Source organism: Zoogloea dura (genome assembly GCF_012927165.1).
Lineage (GTDB): Bacteria > Pseudomonadota > Gammaproteobacteria > Burkholderiales > Rhodocyclaceae > Zoogloea > Zoogloea dura.
The window spans coordinates 207,668-225,305 of sequence record NZ_JABBGA010000001.1; the positions used below are offsets into that span (position 1 = coordinate 207,668).

At 62.1% G+C, this 17,638-nt stretch carries 21 protein-coding genes; 14 read left to right on the forward strand and 7 right to left on the reverse strand.

Going from position 1 to position 17,638, the window contains the following annotated elements; genetic code table 11:
- Nucleotides 1-4 precede the first annotated feature (4 nt).
- From HHL15_RS00965 to HHL15_RS00985, 6 genes are all read right to left on the reverse strand, one after another.
- On the reverse strand, nt 5-955 hold the full coding sequence (locus HHL15_RS00965; protein ID WP_169143943.1) for a YqaJ viral recombinase family nuclease: 951 nt from the start codon (nt 953-955) through the stop codon (nt 5-7).
- Nucleotides 952-1,278, reverse strand: a complete 327-nt coding sequence (locus HHL15_RS00970; RefSeq protein WP_169143944.1) for a GNAT family N-acetyltransferase — start codon at nt 1,276-1,278, stop codon at nt 952-954. Before HHL15_RS00970 ends, HHL15_RS00965 begins: the two co-directional genes overlap by 4 nt.
- Nucleotides 1,275-1,523, reverse strand: a complete 249-nt coding sequence (locus tag HHL15_RS00975; protein WP_169143945.1) for a flagellar export chaperone FliS — start codon at nt 1,521-1,523, stop codon at nt 1,275-1,277. Before HHL15_RS00975 ends, HHL15_RS00970 begins: the two co-directional genes overlap by 4 nt.
- Nucleotides 1,520-1,750: a hypothetical protein gene (locus HHL15_RS00980; protein ID WP_169143946.1), complete on the reverse strand. Its 231-nt coding sequence runs from the start codon at nt 1,748-1,750 to the stop codon at nt 1,520-1,522. Before HHL15_RS00980 ends, HHL15_RS00975 begins: the two co-directional genes overlap by 4 nt.
- Before the next feature lie 101 nt (nt 1,751-1,851).
- Nucleotides 1,852-1,974, reverse strand: coding sequence for a hypothetical protein (locus HHL15_RS26730; protein WP_268967067.1), 123 nt, complete (start codon nt 1,972-1,974; stop codon nt 1,852-1,854).
- Entirely contained in the window at nt 1,967-2,560 is a 594-nt protein-coding gene (locus HHL15_RS00985; protein WP_169143947.1) for a VWA domain-containing protein, read from the reverse strand. The genes HHL15_RS26730 and HHL15_RS00985 overlap by 8 nt, the downstream gene beginning before the upstream one ends.
- A 719-nt stretch (nt 2,561-3,279) precedes the next feature.
- Between HHL15_RS00985 and HHL15_RS00990 the strand changes: the two genes are divergently transcribed.
- On the forward strand, nt 3,280-4,665 hold the full coding sequence (locus tag HHL15_RS00990) for a hypothetical protein (protein WP_169143948.1): 1,386 nt from the start codon (nt 3,280-3,282) through the stop codon (nt 4,663-4,665).
- 56 nt (nt 4,666-4,721) lie between these two features.
- Nucleotides 4,722-5,588: a DNA adenine methylase gene (locus tag HHL15_RS00995; RefSeq protein WP_169143949.1), complete on the forward strand. Its 867-nt coding sequence runs from the start codon at nt 4,722-4,724 to the stop codon at nt 5,586-5,588.
- 96 nt (nt 5,589-5,684) lie between these two features.
- On the opposite strand, the gene HHL15_RS01000 is transcribed toward HHL15_RS00995, so the two are convergent.
- A complete protein-coding gene (locus HHL15_RS01000; RefSeq protein WP_169143950.1) occupies nt 5,685-6,425 on the reverse strand; it encodes a LexA family transcriptional regulator in 741 nt (246 codons plus the stop codon).
- A 410-nt stretch (nt 6,426-6,835) separates the two neighbouring features.
- On the opposite strand from HHL15_RS01000, the gene HHL15_RS01005 reads away from it, so the two are divergent.
- From HHL15_RS01005 to HHL15_RS01055, 12 genes are all read left to right on the forward strand, one after another.
- On the forward strand, nt 6,836-7,267 hold the full coding sequence (locus HHL15_RS01005) for a hypothetical protein (RefSeq protein ID WP_169143951.1): 432 nt from the start codon (nt 6,836-6,838) through the stop codon (nt 7,265-7,267).
- Entirely contained in the window at nt 7,264-7,530 is a 267-nt protein-coding gene (locus HHL15_RS01010) for a hypothetical protein (RefSeq protein WP_169143952.1), read from the forward strand. The genes HHL15_RS01005 and HHL15_RS01010 overlap by 4 nt, the downstream gene beginning before the upstream one ends.
- Before the next feature lie 20 nt (nt 7,531-7,550).
- Nucleotides 7,551-9,320, forward strand: a complete 1,770-nt coding sequence (locus HHL15_RS01015) for a DNA cytosine methyltransferase (protein ID WP_169143953.1) — start codon at nt 7,551-7,553, stop codon at nt 9,318-9,320.
- A gap of 571 nt (nt 9,321-9,891) precedes the next feature.
- Nucleotides 9,892-10,854: a YdaU family protein gene (locus HHL15_RS01020; protein WP_169143954.1), complete on the forward strand. Its 963-nt coding sequence runs from the start codon at nt 9,892-9,894 to the stop codon at nt 10,852-10,854.
- On the forward strand, nt 10,814-11,338 hold the full coding sequence (locus HHL15_RS01025) for a hypothetical protein (protein ID WP_169143955.1): 525 nt from the start codon (nt 10,814-10,816) through the stop codon (nt 11,336-11,338). The genes HHL15_RS01020 and HHL15_RS01025 overlap by 41 nt, the downstream gene beginning before the upstream one ends.
- Complete coding sequence (locus tag HHL15_RS27095; RefSeq protein ID WP_456243182.1) at nt 11,335-11,526, forward strand: DUF7696 family protein; 192 nt, start codon at nt 11,335-11,337, stop codon at nt 11,524-11,526. The genes HHL15_RS01025 and HHL15_RS27095 overlap by 4 nt, the downstream gene beginning before the upstream one ends.
- Nucleotides 11,496-11,888, forward strand: a complete 393-nt coding sequence (locus HHL15_RS01030) for a RusA family crossover junction endodeoxyribonuclease (RefSeq protein WP_456243183.1) — start codon at nt 11,496-11,498, stop codon at nt 11,886-11,888. The genes HHL15_RS27095 and HHL15_RS01030 overlap by 31 nt, the downstream gene beginning before the upstream one ends.
- Nucleotides 11,888-12,358: a hypothetical protein gene (locus tag HHL15_RS01035; RefSeq protein ID WP_169143956.1), complete on the forward strand. Its 471-nt coding sequence runs from the start codon at nt 11,888-11,890 to the stop codon at nt 12,356-12,358. Before HHL15_RS01030 ends, HHL15_RS01035 begins: the two co-directional genes overlap by 1 nt.
- Before the next feature lie 55 nt (nt 12,359-12,413).
- On the forward strand, nt 12,414-13,247 hold the full coding sequence (locus HHL15_RS01040) for a terminase small subunit (RefSeq protein WP_169143957.1): 834 nt from the start codon (nt 12,414-12,416) through the stop codon (nt 13,245-13,247).
- On the forward strand, nt 13,247-14,911 hold the full coding sequence (locus HHL15_RS01045) for a hypothetical protein (protein WP_206198523.1): 1,665 nt from the start codon (nt 13,247-13,249) through the stop codon (nt 14,909-14,911). Before HHL15_RS01040 ends, HHL15_RS01045 begins: the two co-directional genes overlap by 1 nt.
- A 14-nt stretch (nt 14,912-14,925) precedes the next feature.
- A complete protein-coding gene (locus HHL15_RS01050; RefSeq protein WP_206198524.1) occupies nt 14,926-17,238 on the forward strand; it encodes a portal protein in 2,313 nt (770 codons plus the stop codon).
- The gene (locus HHL15_RS01055) at nt 17,235-17,579 is read left to right on the forward strand and encodes a hypothetical protein (RefSeq protein WP_169143958.1); all 345 of its coding nucleotides are present in this window, start codon (nt 17,235-17,237) and stop codon (nt 17,577-17,579) included. The genes HHL15_RS01050 and HHL15_RS01055 overlap by 4 nt, the downstream gene beginning before the upstream one ends.
- Nucleotides 17,580-17,638: the final 59 nt, after the last annotated feature.

The following is a 17,638-nucleotide window of genomic DNA, read 5'->3' on the forward strand; positions in this document are numbered from 1 at the left end:
CGGATTACTTGATCAGGAAGGGCCGGGCGCCCGGGGTGGTCTTGGTGTGATGGGCAATCAGGGCAGCGTCAGCGCCGGCCTCAGTGGCCACGGCCTGCCAATCGGTCTTGCTGCCGGCCTTGTTGGTCTTCCAGGTGGCGATGGGCTTGCCGTTCGGCCCCAGCAGAGCAGCTGCTTCACCCATTCGGGCCTTCACCTTGGTGGCGAGCAGCTCGATCTGCGCATCCAGGTCCTTGGCGTTGGCCTTGAGCGCCTTCAGGTCGCCGCAGGCCTCCAGCAGCTCGATGTCGGCCTCCAGCGTGGCGCCTGAGTCCTTCGGGTAGAGCCACTTCACGTCATCGGGGGTGACCGGATCAGGGGCCTCGCCCGACTGGATGCGCTGCCAGAACTCGATTTCCCGGGCCCGGATGGCGGCGATGGTCTCCTCGTCGCGATCCACCCAACGGATCATCGGGCGCTCGTCGAAACCGGTGACGGCGGCGATCACTGTGCGCTGGCGAGGCTGGATCATCAGGCCGTGCATCACCTGGGCCAGGTAGTAGATGGGCACCTCGTTGCTGTCGTACTCGCCCCAAGCGCCGGCGGCGAAGTAGCCAGCGGTCTTCATCTCGCCATTCACCGGCTCGCCGTCCACGAGCAGCTCGGCGTCGATCTCGGCAGCCAGGAAGTTGCACTCCGGATCCAGGTAGCGCCGGTTCGACGCGACCAGTTCGACGTCGTGGCCGCGGTCGGTGAGTTCGTCGATCATCATCTCGAGGACGATCGGCTCCCAGCGCGCGCCGCGCTCGAGGATGCGGCGCTTGGCCGGCGACAGCTCTTCGATGTAGGCGCCGGTCTTCTTCTGGTAAAGCATGAAGGGCGTGGTCCAGGGCGAAACGCCCAAGATTGCGGCCACGTCCGAGCCGCCCAGGTAGGTGCTTCGGTCGAGCTGGCCGACGGATTGCGGTGCGTTCATTTGGCGTTGCCTCCATAGTTGATTTCGTGACCCCAGATCTCGACCTGGGCGTCCTGACGGGCGGAATAGAACTCGGCGATGCACTCCCAGCCGGCCTTCTCCAGCACGTGCTTTTGGGCCTCGTTGTCGGCGAGCACCGTGCAGATCGCGTAGTCGTAGGCCAGGCCCTTCAGGATCTCGGCCTGTGCCTTCTTCGCCTGGTGGGCGATGCCCTTGCCGCGGCTCGCCGGAGTCACGAAGAAGCCGTGGCAGATGGCCACCTGCGGCTGGGAGGGCAGGGAGTCGATCTCGAAGGCCGCATGACCGACGGCGAAGCGGCTCATTCGTCACTCCCCGCGAGCGATTGAAGGATCTCGAGGGCGCTCTGCAGGTGCTCGCGGTAGCGCTTGAAGTTCTTCTGGCTCAGGGCGGTCTCGGCGAGGCCTACGTAATCCCGCGCTTCGCGCATCGCCTCGACTTGATCGTCGGGGGTGACTTCGTCGTCATCCGTCCAGCGCGGATCGCGGGGGCTGTTGCAGGGGCCCCAGGTGGCGGCGTCACCCGGGCCGGGGATGGCGGCGGGGTTCATTGCTGACCTCCCTGCGCAACGACGGTCCGGTGCTCGGCGATCTTGGCCGCCGTGTCCTGGCAGCTCAGGTCAATCGGGGGCGCGGGAGTGAAGTGCAGGGCGAACAGCACACCGCCGGCGAAGGTGATGACGCAGGGCAACACGATGCGTTCGGCCACGATCTTGTGGATCGGCTGCCGGCGGCGTTCGTTGAACCGGCGCCGTTCCAGGGAGATTCGAGGGTTCATGACGTGATCCTCAGAAGGTTGATGGTGGTTGTGGGCCCACTCGGTTGCAGCCTCTCGGGAAGCCGCATGCGGGTGGGGCCGCCGTAGCGGCCTTGAAGCGATCAGCTGTTGAGCCGATCCACGGCGGCCTTCGCCGCGTCACTGAGGGTCTTGAAGCGGTTGCCCAGCTTGAAGCCGCCGTAAAAGACAGCCCCGAAGCTGGCCGCCAGGATCAGATCAACCATCGATCGCGTCCGCGATCAGGGCCGCCAGGGTCGGGTAGGCGTCGGCTTCGGCCTGGGTCTTCTTGTCGACGATGTCGAACTTGGCGCCGATGAGCGCGTCGTCCAGCTCGTCGAGGAAAGCGCCTGCCGCCGTGTCGTTGCCCACCTGGATGAACAGCACGGTCAGGTCGCCGTCGGCGTTCTGGCTGTTGGCCTGCTTGATGAGCACGTCCTTCACCGCCTGGCGGTTGTTGGGTTCGCCGTCGGTGAAGACCACGATGAAGTCGGGCTTGTCGGACTTGCCGGCAACCTCGAAGGCCTTGGCGAGGGCTTCGGCGGTCGGCGTGCCGCCGGCAACGCGGCGGGAGAAGACGGAGTTCAGGACCTCGGCGTTCTTGACGCCGGAGGTCAGCAGGATGGACTCGCTGCCGAACGTGATGATCTCGATGCCGTCTTCATCCACGGCCGCCAGCTCGCTGACCAGACCGAGTACGGACTCCTTCACGCGATCGATGCGCGACAGCTTCTGGCCGGAATCGATGGTGGCCATCGAGCCGGAGAAGTCGATCAGGACGATGAAGTCGTGGTTGGCGATGTTCTGAGTCATGGTGTTTCCTTGCATATAGAGGGGGCTAAAAGGGCGCCCCGGTACCCGTTCCCACTCGGGTAAAGCCTCTTGGGAGGCCGTACTCGGGTGGCAGCCGGTTACGTTTTCCGGCGCCGCGCATCGCTTCATGGCGGCCGCCCAATCCTGCGTATTCCGCCGAGATCGCTCGTTGGGTCAGGGTTGCTGATCGCCGCTTTGCACGCGCTCAGCTGCACGTGTGTCGTCCCCCCGAAGGGGCCCGGCGGGCGTAGCCGGGTGAAGTGCAGGTGTGGGGTGGTGTTCGCTTGCTCCATCGGGTGGTTGATGGAGTAAAGGTTAGGTGAGCCTAACTAGCATGTCAATAGGCATGCCTAACATTTTGTGCGATACCTCGTCAGCGCTGAACGTGAGCGAGCAAGCGATCGAGCGAAGGCCTACTCGAGAGGGGAAGCTGTGTTGAATCAGGGGCGGGCGATACACCTAAGCTATGTCAGATGTCGCGTCGGAGAGGTCAGTACTGACTTTGTGATGCGAGGGCGAGTACGAGAAAGAGCATTGCTAATGCTCAGTCTATTAGTGACATTTTCCCAATCGAATGCGAGAAGTTGATCATAAGCTGAACGGCAATAGACTTGTATGCTCGAACTGTAGATTGAACTAAGAGGGTTCAATTTTTATGATGAATTTAGTTCCTCTTCTATGTGAAAAGCTCGACAACCCGAATATTCGCTGACAAGGTTATGGCTAAAACCACCATCGCTAGAAATCTAAAGGTTAATCAATATCACACGGTGTCTGCAAAACTGGTTCATCTTGATGGGGAGAATCCTCGCCATGAAATGAAGCACCGAGAGGCCGAAATAATTGCCGAGCTGTGTGATGAACAACTAGTTGTTCTTGCTGCTGATATCGCTAAGCGTGGTGCGATGAGTCCCTTTGATGTAATGGGGGTAGTGAACCATGAGGGCTTGCCAGGGCACTATATTGCGGTAGAGGGAAATCGTCGTACTTGTGCAATGATATTGTTGTCAGATCCAGAGCGGGCGCCAACTCAAGCTTATCGGTCCATTTTCAAGAGAATAGCAAATCAAGCAAAGTTGCCTGAGAATGTGCACGTATTCCTATTTCGGGATCGCGATGATGCTCAGCCATGGATTGAGCTACGACATCTAGGCGCGCAGGGGGGTAAGGGGATCAGAGAATGGAGCACAAATGCAAAAGCTAGGGCATCAAAAAGGTCCACGTCCAATACTACAGCCAAGGCTGATATTCTTGCATTGCTGATTCTGGAGCGCTTGCGGGCGATAGGTTTAATTGATGAGGAGCAGCGTGCTGGTGTTCCTATTACTACACTTTCGCGGTATCTAAACAATAAAACCCGCCGATCTATTTTTGGTCTGGGTGAAGTCAGCGATGATGGTGAGCTAATTTTCACTCATGATCCTGATGAAGTTGATGCCGTGCTTCAACGTTTTGTGTTGGATAGTATTGCCGTCGAAGGCGGTGGGGCTCCTCGTGTAAACTCAAGAGCAAAGGCCAAAGATTGTGACGCATACGTCAGCGATCTCGCGACGAATGGATTGACACCGACCACACGCCTAGAAAATCCTTCTCCTCCTCCTGATCCCCAAAAAGATAAGTCTTTGGCGGAGCGTTCTAGTGCATCAAATAGTAGATCTCGGAGCGCCCCTAATCCAGTCCTTCGGAATAAGTTCATCACAAGCAGCTTTACCGTTAAGACTCAGGATAAAGTCCTGTCCAGGCTGCGACAAGAGATGCTAAGGCAGCCTATAGAAGACCACGAGTTTGCAGCGAATTACCTTCTTCGTGCGTTTGTGGAGAGAATTCTTGTTCTTTATATTCGCCACAGCAATCCCAATCACCAGCACAAAAATGATGCCGATCTCAGTCAGTTGTGTGCCAACAAAGCTAGGGACAAGAACGCTCCACGGAATATTCAATTGGTATTGAGTCAAGCAAGTTCGGAGAAGCACATTCCACATAGCTTGCACACGCTAGGAACTGCTGTTCACGGAAGCACCTTTCCTGTCCGTAAGCAGCTATTAGCCGTGTTCGATACTTGGGAGCCTGCGCTCCGTTACATGCTGGACTCGCTGCATGATTAATGGATGGTGTTTAAATTCTTCTGGTCAATTTTCTATAATTTTGTTAAGTTGGCCAAATGCCTATAACTGATTCTCCACTTCGCTATCCTGGCGGGAAGACCCAACTATCACCTTTTGTCTTGGATCTCGTTCGATCCAATGATCTGATGCGGGGGGTTTACGCAGAGCCGTTCGCAGGAGGGGCGGGTGTTGCTTGGCGCTTGCTGCTTAATGGAGACATGAGTGAGGTGTGGCTAAACGATGTAGATCCAGCGATTTACACGTTTTGGTATGCCGTTGTGCATGAGCCCGACCCACTGTGTGAAAAGATTCTCAAAACTAAAGTCACAATAGAGGAGTGGTTTCGCCAGCGAGAGATTATTCAAGATAGGGCCGCCGATCTACAGGCCCGTGCATTTTCTACACTATTTCTAAATAGAACGAATAGATCGGGAATTCTTAAGGGAGGAGTAATTGGTGGAAAAAATCAGAATGGTAGTTACAAGCTAGACTGTCGCTTTAACCGTGAAGATTTGATCAATAAAATTCAGAGGATTCACTCGTACCGTGAAGTGATTCAGTTAAGTCAGCTAGATGCGGAGCAGTGCCTGATTCGCTGGAATAAGCTTCTTCCGAAAAGAGCGCTTATAAATATTGATCCGCCTTATTATGCGCAAGGGCGGGATCTCTATCTAAGTTTTTATGAAGCTGCGGATCACGCTCGTTTGGCGAAGCTGGTTAGAGGCCTAGATTCTCCATGGATGCTTACATACGACGACACCCCTGAGATTGAAAATTTGTATATGGGGCTTCCCCTGTATCGAAAAGGCTTGACCTATTACGCCCAAGTAAAGCGAAAAGCCTCTGAACTTCTAGTGCTCTCGCCAAGACTGGTCGCGCCAAGTGGGCTATTTATGGGTGAAACTGAGCCCGAATTGGCATAATTAACCTCAATCTAGTTTTGGGCGAGGTTTGTTCAAAGCAGTTTAGGAAAGGACCTGAGTCCTGACAGGAGACAGAGGGCAGAGATCAGGATGATCTCAGTAATCCTCGCTCCGCCAGGCCTTCACGATCCGGCCGAACACCTCGAAGTCCATGCCGTCGCGAATCGTCCATTCCCGGTAAGCCTTGTTTTCGCTGATGGCCACCAGTCCCTCGCCGGGGATGCGCTGCAACCTCTTAATGAACCCCTCATTGCCCACGCGGAAGAAGTAGATCCCGTCGAAGTCGACCTGCTTCACACCGGTGTCCACGATGAGGGGATCACCTGGTTCGTAGAGCGGGCGCATCGAGTCGCCGAACCCTGTGACCACACAGAGGTTCGCAGCGGCGCTGCAGTTCTTGATGTTCTTCTGAATCCACTCGGGCGTCACGGTCCAGCTCTCGATCAGACCAGGCTGATCTCTCAGGATGACGCCTCCGTCTCCCATCGCGCCGCCTGTGTCGTAGTGCCGAATAACGACCACATTGTTACCCATACTGGGTGAATGTACAGTGGCAAGCTTCATTGCGCCGATGCTGGTCGGCGTGGTAGTCAAGCTATCCTTGCCCAGTGTTTCGTCGGCCGGGCGTTTGGGGCCACGTCCTTCTGTGAGCCAAAGCTGATTGACGCCCAGAAAGTCCGATGCTCGGATCGCTGTGGATGCCTTGAGCGACTTGGTTTCCCCGGACAGCCAATTGCTGACCGATGGCGGCTTGACTTGGCATGCCCGCGCGAGGTCTGCAGGGCTTACCCCGGCTTCATCCAGCGCTTCCTTCATTCGTTCTGACAGTGTGCTCATGTAGGCAAGCCTAATTTGCTGAGAGTTAGGTGTGCTTGACATTGACGATTAGGTGCGCCTAACATTTGTTCATGGACAAGATCACCTCTCCCTCCGAGATCATCGACGCGCTAGGCGGGACTTCTGCCGTCGCTGAGCTTTGCGAAGTCAAGCCGCCTTCCGTCTCGGAGTGGCGGACAAAAGGCATTCCGCGGGCACGACTGAAGTTTCTCAAGCTGGCGAGGCCTGAGGTTTTCCAGGCCATCCCGTGCGCTCCGCCTCCATCCCAGGAGGCCGCCTGATCCGCGTCCCATCTCTTCTCCCCGCCCGCGCCTCCCTGTCTCCTCCTTCAACGCGGGCGGCTTCAATCCCAGGCCTTCGGGCCTCGGGGTCTTTTTCTCCAACACCCAACCAGCTGAGCGGAGCGCTCGATGAACTCACCCATCTCATTTAGCCGGAGCGGTCGATCAGGCTCGGACGGCAAAAACACCGAACGGATCAGCGCTGACGTTCCGGTTGGCCTTCTGTGCGACATCAGCGACGCGGCTGAGGCCTTCCGCGAGCACACGCCGACGGCGACGCGCGCCGAAGTCATCCGCAGCCTCATCGACGAGCACCTGAACGGTTGCATCGTCGCTTTGAGCCGGACATATCCCGGGGCTCCAGGGATGACCCTCGATGCAGCGGAGCAAGCCCTTGCTGTCCTTGAGGGGAAGACGGTGGACGAGTATCGGCGGTGGGTCATGGCCGCGCACATCTTCGGGCGTCTTCACGCTGACAAGATCATCGGTGACGCATTGGCGCCGGCCCAGCCTCTGAATGAGTCTGGTTCTGGTCCGGTTCCGGTGGGGAAGGGCGCATGAAGCCCGAAATCCAGACCCTGACCGTGGAGATGGACCCGGAGAAGATCCGGCCCGCGCCCCAGGTGCTCGAGCTGGCGCCGCGAGAGGACATTCCTTCCCGGGCCTTCACGCACCCCCGTGTGCCTAGGCTGAACTGGGAGGCGCTGGCCGTGATCGCCGCCGACGCGCTGCTGTGGGTCCTCATCGTGCTGGTGATCCTGATGATCGCGAGCCCGGAGCTGCTGGCCGGCGTCTCGGAGTGGGTCGGGGAGGTGCTGCCGTGACTTCACAGCTCCGCCTTCTGATGGACGAGAAGCTCATCGTGGACCTGTTTGCCGGTGGCGGCGGCATGTCGGTGGCGATGGAAATGGCTTGGGGCCGAAGCCCGGACATCGCGATCAACCACAACGATGACGCCTTGAGCCTGCACCGGCACAACCACCCGCAGACGCGCCACTTCGTGGCCGACGTCTTCGAGGTGTGCCCACGTGGTGCGACGCAGGGCCGGCCGGTGGGTTGGCTGCACCTCTCGCCGGATTGCACCCATCACTCCCAGGCCCGCGGCGGCCAGCCCCGCAGTGCCAAGATCCGTGCGCTCGCATGGGTTGGCGTCCGCTGGGCTGGGCAAGTGCTGCCCGACGTGATCAGCCTTGAGAACGTCAAGCAGTTCCTGAAATGGGGGCCGCTGATCGCGAAGCGTGACGCAGCTACCGGCCGGGTCGTGAAGCTGGATGGCAGTGTGGCAGCAGCTGGCGAGCGCGTGACGGTGGAGAACCAGTTCCTGGTACCGGACCCCCGGCGGGAAGGGCATACCTATCGCCGGTTCGTGCGCCTACTTGAGGGCCTGGGCTACACGGTCGACAAGCGCCTGATTGTCGCTGCGAACCATGGCGGGCACACGACCCGCGAACGCCTGTTCATGATCGCGAGCCGCACGGGCCAGCCGATCCTGTGGGAGGAGCCGACGCACTTCAAGAAGCCGGCGCGCGGGCAGCGCCGCTGGCGTCCGGCGGCGGATTGCATCGACTGGTCCATCGGTTGCGCGAGCATTCTCGATCGCCAGCGCCCGCTGGCTGATGCGACCTTGCGCCGGATTGCCCGTGGGATCGTGCGCTATGTGCTGCAGAACGGGGATCCGTTCATCGTGAACATGGCCCACGGCGGGAAGCTGGAGCCAGTAGGGGAGCCGATCAGCACGATTGCCACGGAGAAGGGTGGTTGTCGGGCCCTGGTGGCGCCGACCCTCATTCAGGCCGGGCACGGCGAAGGCAAGCCAGGCGCAGCGCGCTGGAGCTACGGCTGCAACGATATTCAGGGGCCCATCGGTACGGTGACTGCCTCCGGTGGTGGCCAGGCCTTGGCCGCGGCTGTGTTGGTCCAGACCGGCTACGGGGAGCGAGAGGGCCAGGCCCCGCGGGCTCTGGATGTCGGGCGGCCCCTCGGCACGGTCGTGGGCACCGGCAAGCACGCTGTCGCTGCTGCCTACCTCATGCAGGCCAACGGCGGATTCAACACCACGCCGGGCCACGACGCGCGCCAGCCCATGAGCACGGTCACCAACACCGGCAGCCAGCAGCAACTGGTGTCGGCGCACTTGATGACCCTGCGCAAGAACTGCGTCGGCGTTGCTGCGGCCGATCCGCTGCCGACGATCACCGCTGGGGCTGAGCATCACGCGCTGGTGGAATGCACTCTTTCGCCAGAAGAACAGAACGGCGCCCTACGTACTGCCGCCTTTCTCATGCGCTACTACGGCGAAGGCGGCCAATGGTCGGACCTGCGCGACCCAATGACCACTGTCACAACGAAGGATCGCATGGCCCTTGTGACCGTGACGATCAAGGGCACGCCCTACGTTATCGTCGACATCGGCCTGCGCATGCTCGAGCCGCGCGAGCTCTTCCGGGCGCAGGACTTCCCGGACAGCTACATCATCGACCGGGGACATGACGGCCGACGGTTCTCGAAATCGGCCCAGGTGCGCATGGTCGGCAATAGCGTCGATCCGTTGATGGCCGTCGGATTTCTCCGCCTGAATGCGCCTCAGCTTGCGGTAAGGAGGGCGGCTGCATGAGCGCCACAGACTTCCTGATCGCGGCCAGCCCGGTACCCCTGGGCCTCGCCCTCTATTGGCTGGTGTCGCGTATCGCCCGGTGGGCAGTACGGCGGAGCCTGGCAAAGCAAGCCGAGCAGCGGGCGGCCGGTCAGCGCACGACCATGATGCGGTACCGGTCTGGGAACTCCTTGGGCACCAAGAGCAACGTCTCGACGGGCTCGAGCTCCACTGCCACCACAAGCCCGTCGTCCTGGGAGCATTGCGACCAGGTGGCGACGTTTCGCGCAGCCCAGGCTCCAGCTCATTCGGAGCCGTCGACTGTCGGCGGAGGAGGGGGCTTCAGCGGTGCAGGCGCGTCTGGAGGCTGGGACTCCGCACCTTGCGGTGGGGCCGATTACTCGTCGAGCAGCTCGAGCGATAGCGGGTCGTGCTCCTCCTCGTCTTCGGGGAGCGATTGATGGCGGCGCAGATCATTGAGATGTCCGCCTACCGTTCCCGTCATCCGCGCCCCGTGGTGCGCATGCGCATCGTCTATGACCCGCTGTGGATGCTGCGTGCCTGGCTGGCGTGGTGGGGGATTCGGTAGTTCATGAACTACTACGAGCACCACATCGGCGACTACATCAAGGCCACGGCCCACCTCTCCATGGTGGAGGACGCTGCCTATCGCCGTCTCCTGGACGTCTACTACACACGGGAAGGCCCGCTGCCGGTTGATCGGAAGGCAGTGCAGAAGCTCGCCCGGGCCCAGTCCAAGGACGAGCGTGCTGCCGTCGAGTATGTGCTCGAGGAGTTCTTCGAACTCGATGCCAACGGCTGGCACCAGCGGCGCTGCGACGAAGAGATTGCCAAGTACCTGGAGAAGGCGCCGAAGGCCAAGGAGAAGCGGGACAACGCCCGCGACCGCCAGCAGCGTGCCCGTGAGCGCCGGGCGGCGATGTTCGAAGAGCTTCGTCTCCACGGGATTACCCCACCCTGGGACACGAAAACAGGCGAGCTTGAAACGCTCTTGTTGCGCACCAAGGACACGTCACGTCACGCACCTGTCACGCGTGACAACACGGCTACCCAGGCACCAGTCCCCAGTCCCCAGACACCAGGTGTACACGCAGCGGCAACAGATCAACGTGAGGAGGACCCACCGTCACGCGTCGATGTGCCGCTTGCTGCCGACCCGATAACAGGTCGGGCCATCGAGCTGGCCAGCTTGCTCCGACAACGCGGCGCAGCGCTGCAGGCCTCTGACCCCAGGGTCAGGGTGTGGGCGGAGAAGGGCATCACCGACGCTCAGGCCCTGACGGCCCTCGAGCGGGCCCACGAAAGGCGGGAGGCCCGCGCTTCGCCGCAGCCGATCAACGCCGGACTGCTCGACTCCATCCTGACCGACATCACGACCCTTGAGGGCAACGACCATGGGACACCCCACCGAACCACTGCAGCAGACAGGCGCGCCGCTGTCATCGCCGAACTCACCGGGGCAAACCGCACTTCGCAAGGGGAGCACGATCCCGATGCGCGAACTCTCCCCGGAGAGGCTCGAAGGGTGCGTTGAGCAGCTGTTCCGCCGAATGACCGCGATGTACGGCCGGCTGTTCGCCGACATGTGGGCGGGGGCCGATCTGGCGGACGTGAAGGCCATCTGGGCGGAGGACTTGTCCCCGTTCTGCTGGCGCCAGATCGAGTGGGCGATGGAGCAGTGCAAGGCGACGAAGGACTTCCCGCCGACGCTCCCGATGTTCCGGGGGTTCTGCCTCCAGGCCCCACGGCCTGAGGCTCCGAAGGCGCTTCCCGCGCCGGAGATTCACCCCAACGTGGTGGCCGCTCGCCAGGCCGAAGCCGAGGCCATGGCCCGCCAGGTGCTGGCTCCGAAGGTCGATCACAAGGCCTGGGCGAAGCTGCACCGGTCCGACTGGCTTGCTGGCAGGAGCGTCCGAATGATTGTGGTGGAGATGGCATCCGATGCCCTCGGCGAGCGCTGGCACACGGACAACGGCCGGCGGGAGTGCAGCCCGGCCTACGGGGCCGAGGCAGCGTGAAATCAGGACCGACATGGACAGAGGAGCACAGGAAGCAATGCGAAATCAGATGGGTCTTGACCTTGAGCAAGCCGCAGAGGGCGGCGTTCTACGCGGACGTGGCACGGCACAGGGGGAAGGAAGCAGCCCAGCTGCTGATGGCCGAGGTGTCGGCGGAGTGGGGCAGGCGCAACCGCGGCCGATATTGACGCTTGGCTACCCAGTCTCTGCAAACCGGTACTGGCGCACCTGCAGAGGCCGCACATTCCGCAGCGCGGAGGCTGACCGCTACAAGGACAGCGCGAAGAGAGCAGCCAGCCTCGCGGGACTGCCTCAGTTCGATGGACCCGTCGCCGTCTATATCGCTCTGCACCCGAAGCTCACGAAGAAGGGCGTGGCCAGCTTGGCGCGCATGGACTTGGACAACTGCATCAAGGTCACCTTGGACGCGCTCAACGGTGTGGCGTATTGCGACGACGCCCAGGTTGTGCGGCTGTTTGCTGAGGTAGGTCACGCTGTTCGGGACGGCGGGTTGAGCGTAGTCGTGAGATCGATGGAGGGTCGCGCCTGATGGCAGCAATCCAGCGCACGACGCGCCAGCAGATCCTCGACGCAGTGCAGGACCTCCACAACCAGGAGCAGCTGGTCACCCGGGAAGCGCTGCAGGAGGTCACCGGGCTGAAGCTGACCATCATCGACGATCGCCTGGCCACCCTGGTGGACGACGGCGCGCTGATTCGGAAAAGCCGCGGCGTGTTCGTCCCGGCAGTCCTGCATCCGCCGGCGCGCATCATCACGAAATCCATCCTGCCCGATGGCCTGGTGAAGATCGAGATCGGGGATGAAGTCCTAACGCTCACCCCTCGCGAAGATCGGACGCTGGCGTCGCTCCAGGCGGGCACTGCAGTTCAGTTCGCGGCGATCGAGATTGGGCACGAAATGTCGGCGATGGTCGCAGCGATGCGAAAGCGCATCGGGCACCTCGAGGCGAAGCTCAAGGGCTTCGAGGGCGGGAAGCAGCTGGATCTGGATGGGGTTTGAGCGTGCGGGCTGAAGGGGTGGCAGTACCGCAGGTGCCCTGCGTAGGTTGCGGCGCATGAAGACCCAGAAGCCGAAGAAGGCAGGTGCCGCCCGGTCAGACCAGAAGCTCACGCCGAAGCAGCAGCGTTTCGTCGAGGAGTACCTGGTCGATCTGAATGGCACCCAAGCCGCAATACGGGCCGGCTACAGCGTGAAGACCGCGGAGCAGATGGCCTACCAGCTGCTTCAGAAAACTTCAGTCAAGAAGGCCATTTCTGCGGCACGCAAGGACCAACAGGATCGGACTGAGATCACCGCCGACCGCGTCCTGCGCGAGGCCTGGAGCATCCTCACGGCCGACGCCCGCGAGCTGGTGCAGGTGAAGGTTGGCTGCTGCCGGCACTGCTGGGGCGAAGGCCACCGGTACCAGCGCACGGTCGCTGAGTACAACCACGATCACGCCGAGTGGCTGGCCAAGCGGTCTGCCGGCAAGGCGCAAGAGGACTTCGAAGAGCAGGGCGGCATTGGCTACAACCCGCTGCGCCCCCCGCATCCCGAGTGCCCCGAGTGCTGCGGCGATGGCTACTCCCGGGTAGTGCTCGCTGATACCCGGACGATCTCGCCGGCCGCCGCAGCGCTCTATGCGGGTGCGGAACAGACCAAGTACGGGCTCAAGGTCGTGATGCACGACAAGGTGGCCGCCATGGAGAAGCTGTTCAAGCACCTGGGCCTGTACGAGAAGGACAACGAGCAGAAGAGCGATCCGCTCACCGATCTCCTGCACAAGATCGCCTGCAGCAACGGTTCCGCCTTCAGGCCGGTTCAGGACGATCCCGAGGCGCTACCGGCAGCGCCGGCAAGTGCATTTCAGCCGCGCGATGACTCGACGCTTGAGCCGGGTGAGGGTTGATGTCGGCACGCGATGAGATCCTCCTCGAGGAAGAGGATCGGCTGGTAGGCGAGCTGACGCGTCAGAAGCCGACGGTCACCCACAACGAGCCCCTGGTTCAGCTTCCGGGCGATGCGGAAGAGCTGGCCCGCTGCCTGGCTGATCCGGAGTGGCGGCTGTTCTCGGGCTGCCTCTACAAGATCATGATCAAGGGCGACGGCGATGACGCCGACGAAGCCCAGGTCATGCCCTTTCGGCCGAACCGGGCTCAGCGGCGTTTCATCCGGCGCCTGTGGCATCGCAATCTGATCCTCAAGGCGCGGCAGCTCGGCTTTACCACCCTGATCTGCCTGATGTGGCTGGACCATGCGCTGTTCAACGCGAACCAGCGGTGCGGGATCATCGCCCAGGACCTCGAGGCCGTCGCGACGATCTTTCGCGACAAGGTCCGCTTCGCCTACGACAACCTGCCCGAGGAGATTCGCCAGCGCTTCCCGCTGAAGCGTGACAGCAACGTGGAGCTGCTGTTCTCCCACAACAACAGCAGCGTGCGCGTTGCCACCTCCATGCGTTCCGGCACCATCCATCGCCTGCACGTGAGCGAGTTCGGAAAGATCTGCGCGAAGTACCCGCAGAAGGCCCAGGAAGTGATGACCGGCTCGATTCCTGCGGTGCCGACCAACGGCATCCTGGTGATCGAATCGACGGCAGAAGGGCGCGAGGGCGAGTTCTTCGCCATGGTCGAGCAGGCCAAGGGCAAGTTCCTGAGCCGCCTGCCACTGACGGTCAGGGACTACCGGTTTCACTTCTACGCCTGGTGGCAGGAGCCCAAGTACCGGCTGCCTGCCGCCGAGGTGCCCATCACTCGCGATGAGCATGAGTACTTCGACAAGATCGAAGGGGAGATGGAGTGCCGCATCGACCCGGATCAGCGGGCCTGGTACGTGGCGACGAAGCGGGCCGACTTCTCCGGCAAAGAGGAGCGGATGTGGCAGGAGTACCCCTCCACGCCCGACGAAGCCTTCCAGATCAGCACCGAGGGCAACTACTACGCGAAGGACATGGTGGCCCTGCGGAAGCGTGGCGGTATCACGCGGGTACCGGTGCTGGATCTGCCGGTGAACACGTTCTGGGACATCGGCAACGCCGATGGCTGCGCCCTGTGGTTTCACCAGATCCTGCGCGGGGAAGACCGCTTCATCGGCTACTACGAAGAGCACGGCGAGGATCTGCGTCACTACGTGAAGCACCTGCAATCCCGGGGATGGGTATTCGGAACCCACTTCCTCCCGCATGACGCTGACCACAAGCGCCTGGGCGACTACAACCGATCGGTGAAGGAGCAGCTGCAGGCACTTCTCCCAGGGCAGCGCTTCGTGATCGTGCCGCGCGTCACCGAGCTGATCACCGGCATTTACGCGACCCGGAAACACCTCAAGGGGTGCTACATCGATGCGGAAGGCTGCAAAGATGGGATCGTGAGGCTGGAAGGCTATCGCAAGAAATTCAACCGAGCCGACAACCGCTTCATCGATGAGCCCGACAAGTCGAACGGCTGCAGCGAGGGTGCGGATTCCATGCGGCAGTGGGCCCAGGCCAAGGAGCTGGGCATGGTGGACGAGGCTGCGGGCGTCGCCTCCGGTTACAGCTACAACGAGGCGCCGGCACCCGACTGGCGCATGTGAGGATCAGGATGGACATGGATATCGAGAGCCGCCAGGGCGAAGGCGAGGGCGAGGACCACGAGGCGGCCGAGCGCCTGGACATGGGGCTCGAGGAATACACCGAGATCACCCGGGAGATCGAAGAACAGCCGCCCTGGCTGGATCGCGCCAACAAGGAGATGGACTACGCCGACGGCAACCAGCTCGACGGCGATCTGCTGCGAAGGCTCCAGGAGGCCGGCATCCCCCCAGCGGTTGAGGACCAGATCGGCCCGGCGCTCCGCGCCATCCACGGCTACGAGACCAGCACCCGCACCGATTGGCGCGTGACGCCCAACGGCGGCCTGGGTGGCCAGGACGTGGCGGACGCCATCAACTACAAGCTCAACGAGGCCGAGCGCATGTCGAAGGCCGATCAGGCCTGCGGCGAGGCCTTCAAGCCGCAGATCGGCTGTGGCCTTGGCTGGGTGGAGGTCTCGAGGAGCAGCGACCCCTTCAAATATCCGTACCGGTGCACGCCGATCCATCGCAACGAGATCCGCTTCGACTGGACTTCGGTGGAGCCGGATCTGTCGGACGCGCGCTTCCTGCGCCGGCAGCGCTGGTTGCATCCGCGGCGCCTCGCCACCGTCTTCCCCGAGCACAAGGAATTGATCCTGGCCTGCGGCAAGGCCGGCTCCGACTGGTGGCTGGAGCGGCCCGAGCTGCTCGACGGCGCGTCGTCCACCGGGCTGAACAACGTCTGGGGCGACGCGCGCGGCTGGACGGTGCAGGAGGACCGTTGGTACAACCCGACGAACCGGGACCTGTGCCTGGTGGAGCTCTGGTACCGGCGCTGGGTGCCGGCGATCCTGCTGAAGGCGGCGGACGGGCGGATTGTCGAGTTCGACCAGGCCAACCCGGCCCATGCGGCGGCCATCGAGCGTGGCCTGGTCGAGGTCATCCGATCGACCATCGCCAAGGTGCGGAGATCCTACTGGATTGGCCCGCATCGGCTTTACGACGGCCCGACCCCCTACACCCACACGCATTTTCCGTATGCGCCGTTCTGGGGCTTTCGCGAGGACAACACCCGTGTGCCCTACGGCTACATCCGGTCGATGATCTACCAGCAGGACAGCCTCAACAGTGCGGTGGCGAAGGTCCGCTGGGGCCTTTCGGTGACCCGCGTGGAGAGGACGAAGGGCGCAGTGGCGATGACCGACGAACAGCTGCGCCGCCAGATTGCGCGGCCGGATGCGGACATCGTGCTGGACCCTGAGTACATGGCCAGGCCGGGAGCACGGTTCGAGGTGAAGCGCGACTACCAACTCACCGACCAGCACTACCAGCTGATGATCGACGCACGAACGGCCATCGAGCGGGTCAGCAGCATCACCTCGGGCTTTCAAGGCAAGCGTGGCACGGCGACCAGCGGCGTGCAGGAGCGGACCCAGGTGGAGCAGTCCAATCAGTCCCTCGAGGGGATGATGAGCAACTTCCGGTCGGGCCGGACGATGGTCGGCGAGATGCTGATGGCAATGATCGTGCAGGACATGGGCGACAGGGAGCACACGGTCATCATCGAGGGTGACGCCCTGACCGCCGATCGCACCGTGGTGATCAACCGCCGTGAGATGGACCCGGTGACGAACACCCCGGTCCTGACCAACGATCTGCAGCGCACCCGGCTGCTGGTCTCCCTCGAGGATGTGCCCAGCACACCCAGCTTCCGCGGCCAGCAGCTCAATTCCATGTCGGAGGCCGTTAAGGCCCTTCCGGCCCAGTACCAGGCTGCGGCCATGCCGTTCCTTGCCAGCCTCATGGACGTGCCATTCAAGCGGGATCTGGTCGAAGCCCTGCGCGCCGCCGGCCAGCAGGAATCGCCCGAGCAGGTGGAGGGGCGCATCAAGCAGGAGGTGGCCCAGGCCCTCAAGCAGGCCGGCAACGACCTGAAGGCGCGCGAGCTGGACATGAAGGAGCGCCTGACCGAAGCCCAGGTGAAGCAGATCATGGCCCAGGCGGTGCAGACGGGCGTGCAGGCCGCCTTCTCGGCGATGCAAGGCGGCGCCCAGGTGGCGCAGATGCCGATGATTGCCCCGATCGCCGACGCGATCATGCAGGGCGCCGGCTACCAGCGGCCGGCGGGTGGTGGGCAAGACCCTAACTTCCCGCAGCCTGAGCAGACGGCGGCCATGAACATTAAGAGTCCGTACATCCAGGGGCAAGGGCCGGCCGCCGATGTCGCGCCGCCCGTCCGAGAGAACACCTCACCCAGCTTTCCCCCCGTGCCGAGCCGCGGCGGTTCTCCGATGCAGGGCATCGAGACTGCCACGCCGGCCGACAACCTCGCAGGAGCACCGCAATGAGCAAGATCATTACCCCGTCCGTCGGCCGCAAGGTCTGGTTTCGCCTGAATGGCATCACCGAATTGGAAAAGCCGCGCTCCGGTGCGGAGATGGTTCCCGCTCGGTCCTTTCCTCAGGTTATCGACATGGCCAAGCCGCTCGACGCAACCGTGGTGCATGTCTGGAATGATCGGATGGTCAATCTGCAGATCCTCGACCACTACGGCAACCCATTTATCGCCACCAGCGTGACGCTGCTTCAGGAAGGCGACACGCCCCCTCAGTTCGGCTTCTACGCGGAGTGGATGCCCTATCAGCTCGGCCAAGCCAAGAAGGAGGCCGACGAGGCCGTGACGGCCTGACGAGGCTCGATCGCCGGCGCTACCCCACCAGCCCGCCCTGCGCGGGCTTTTTCATGCCC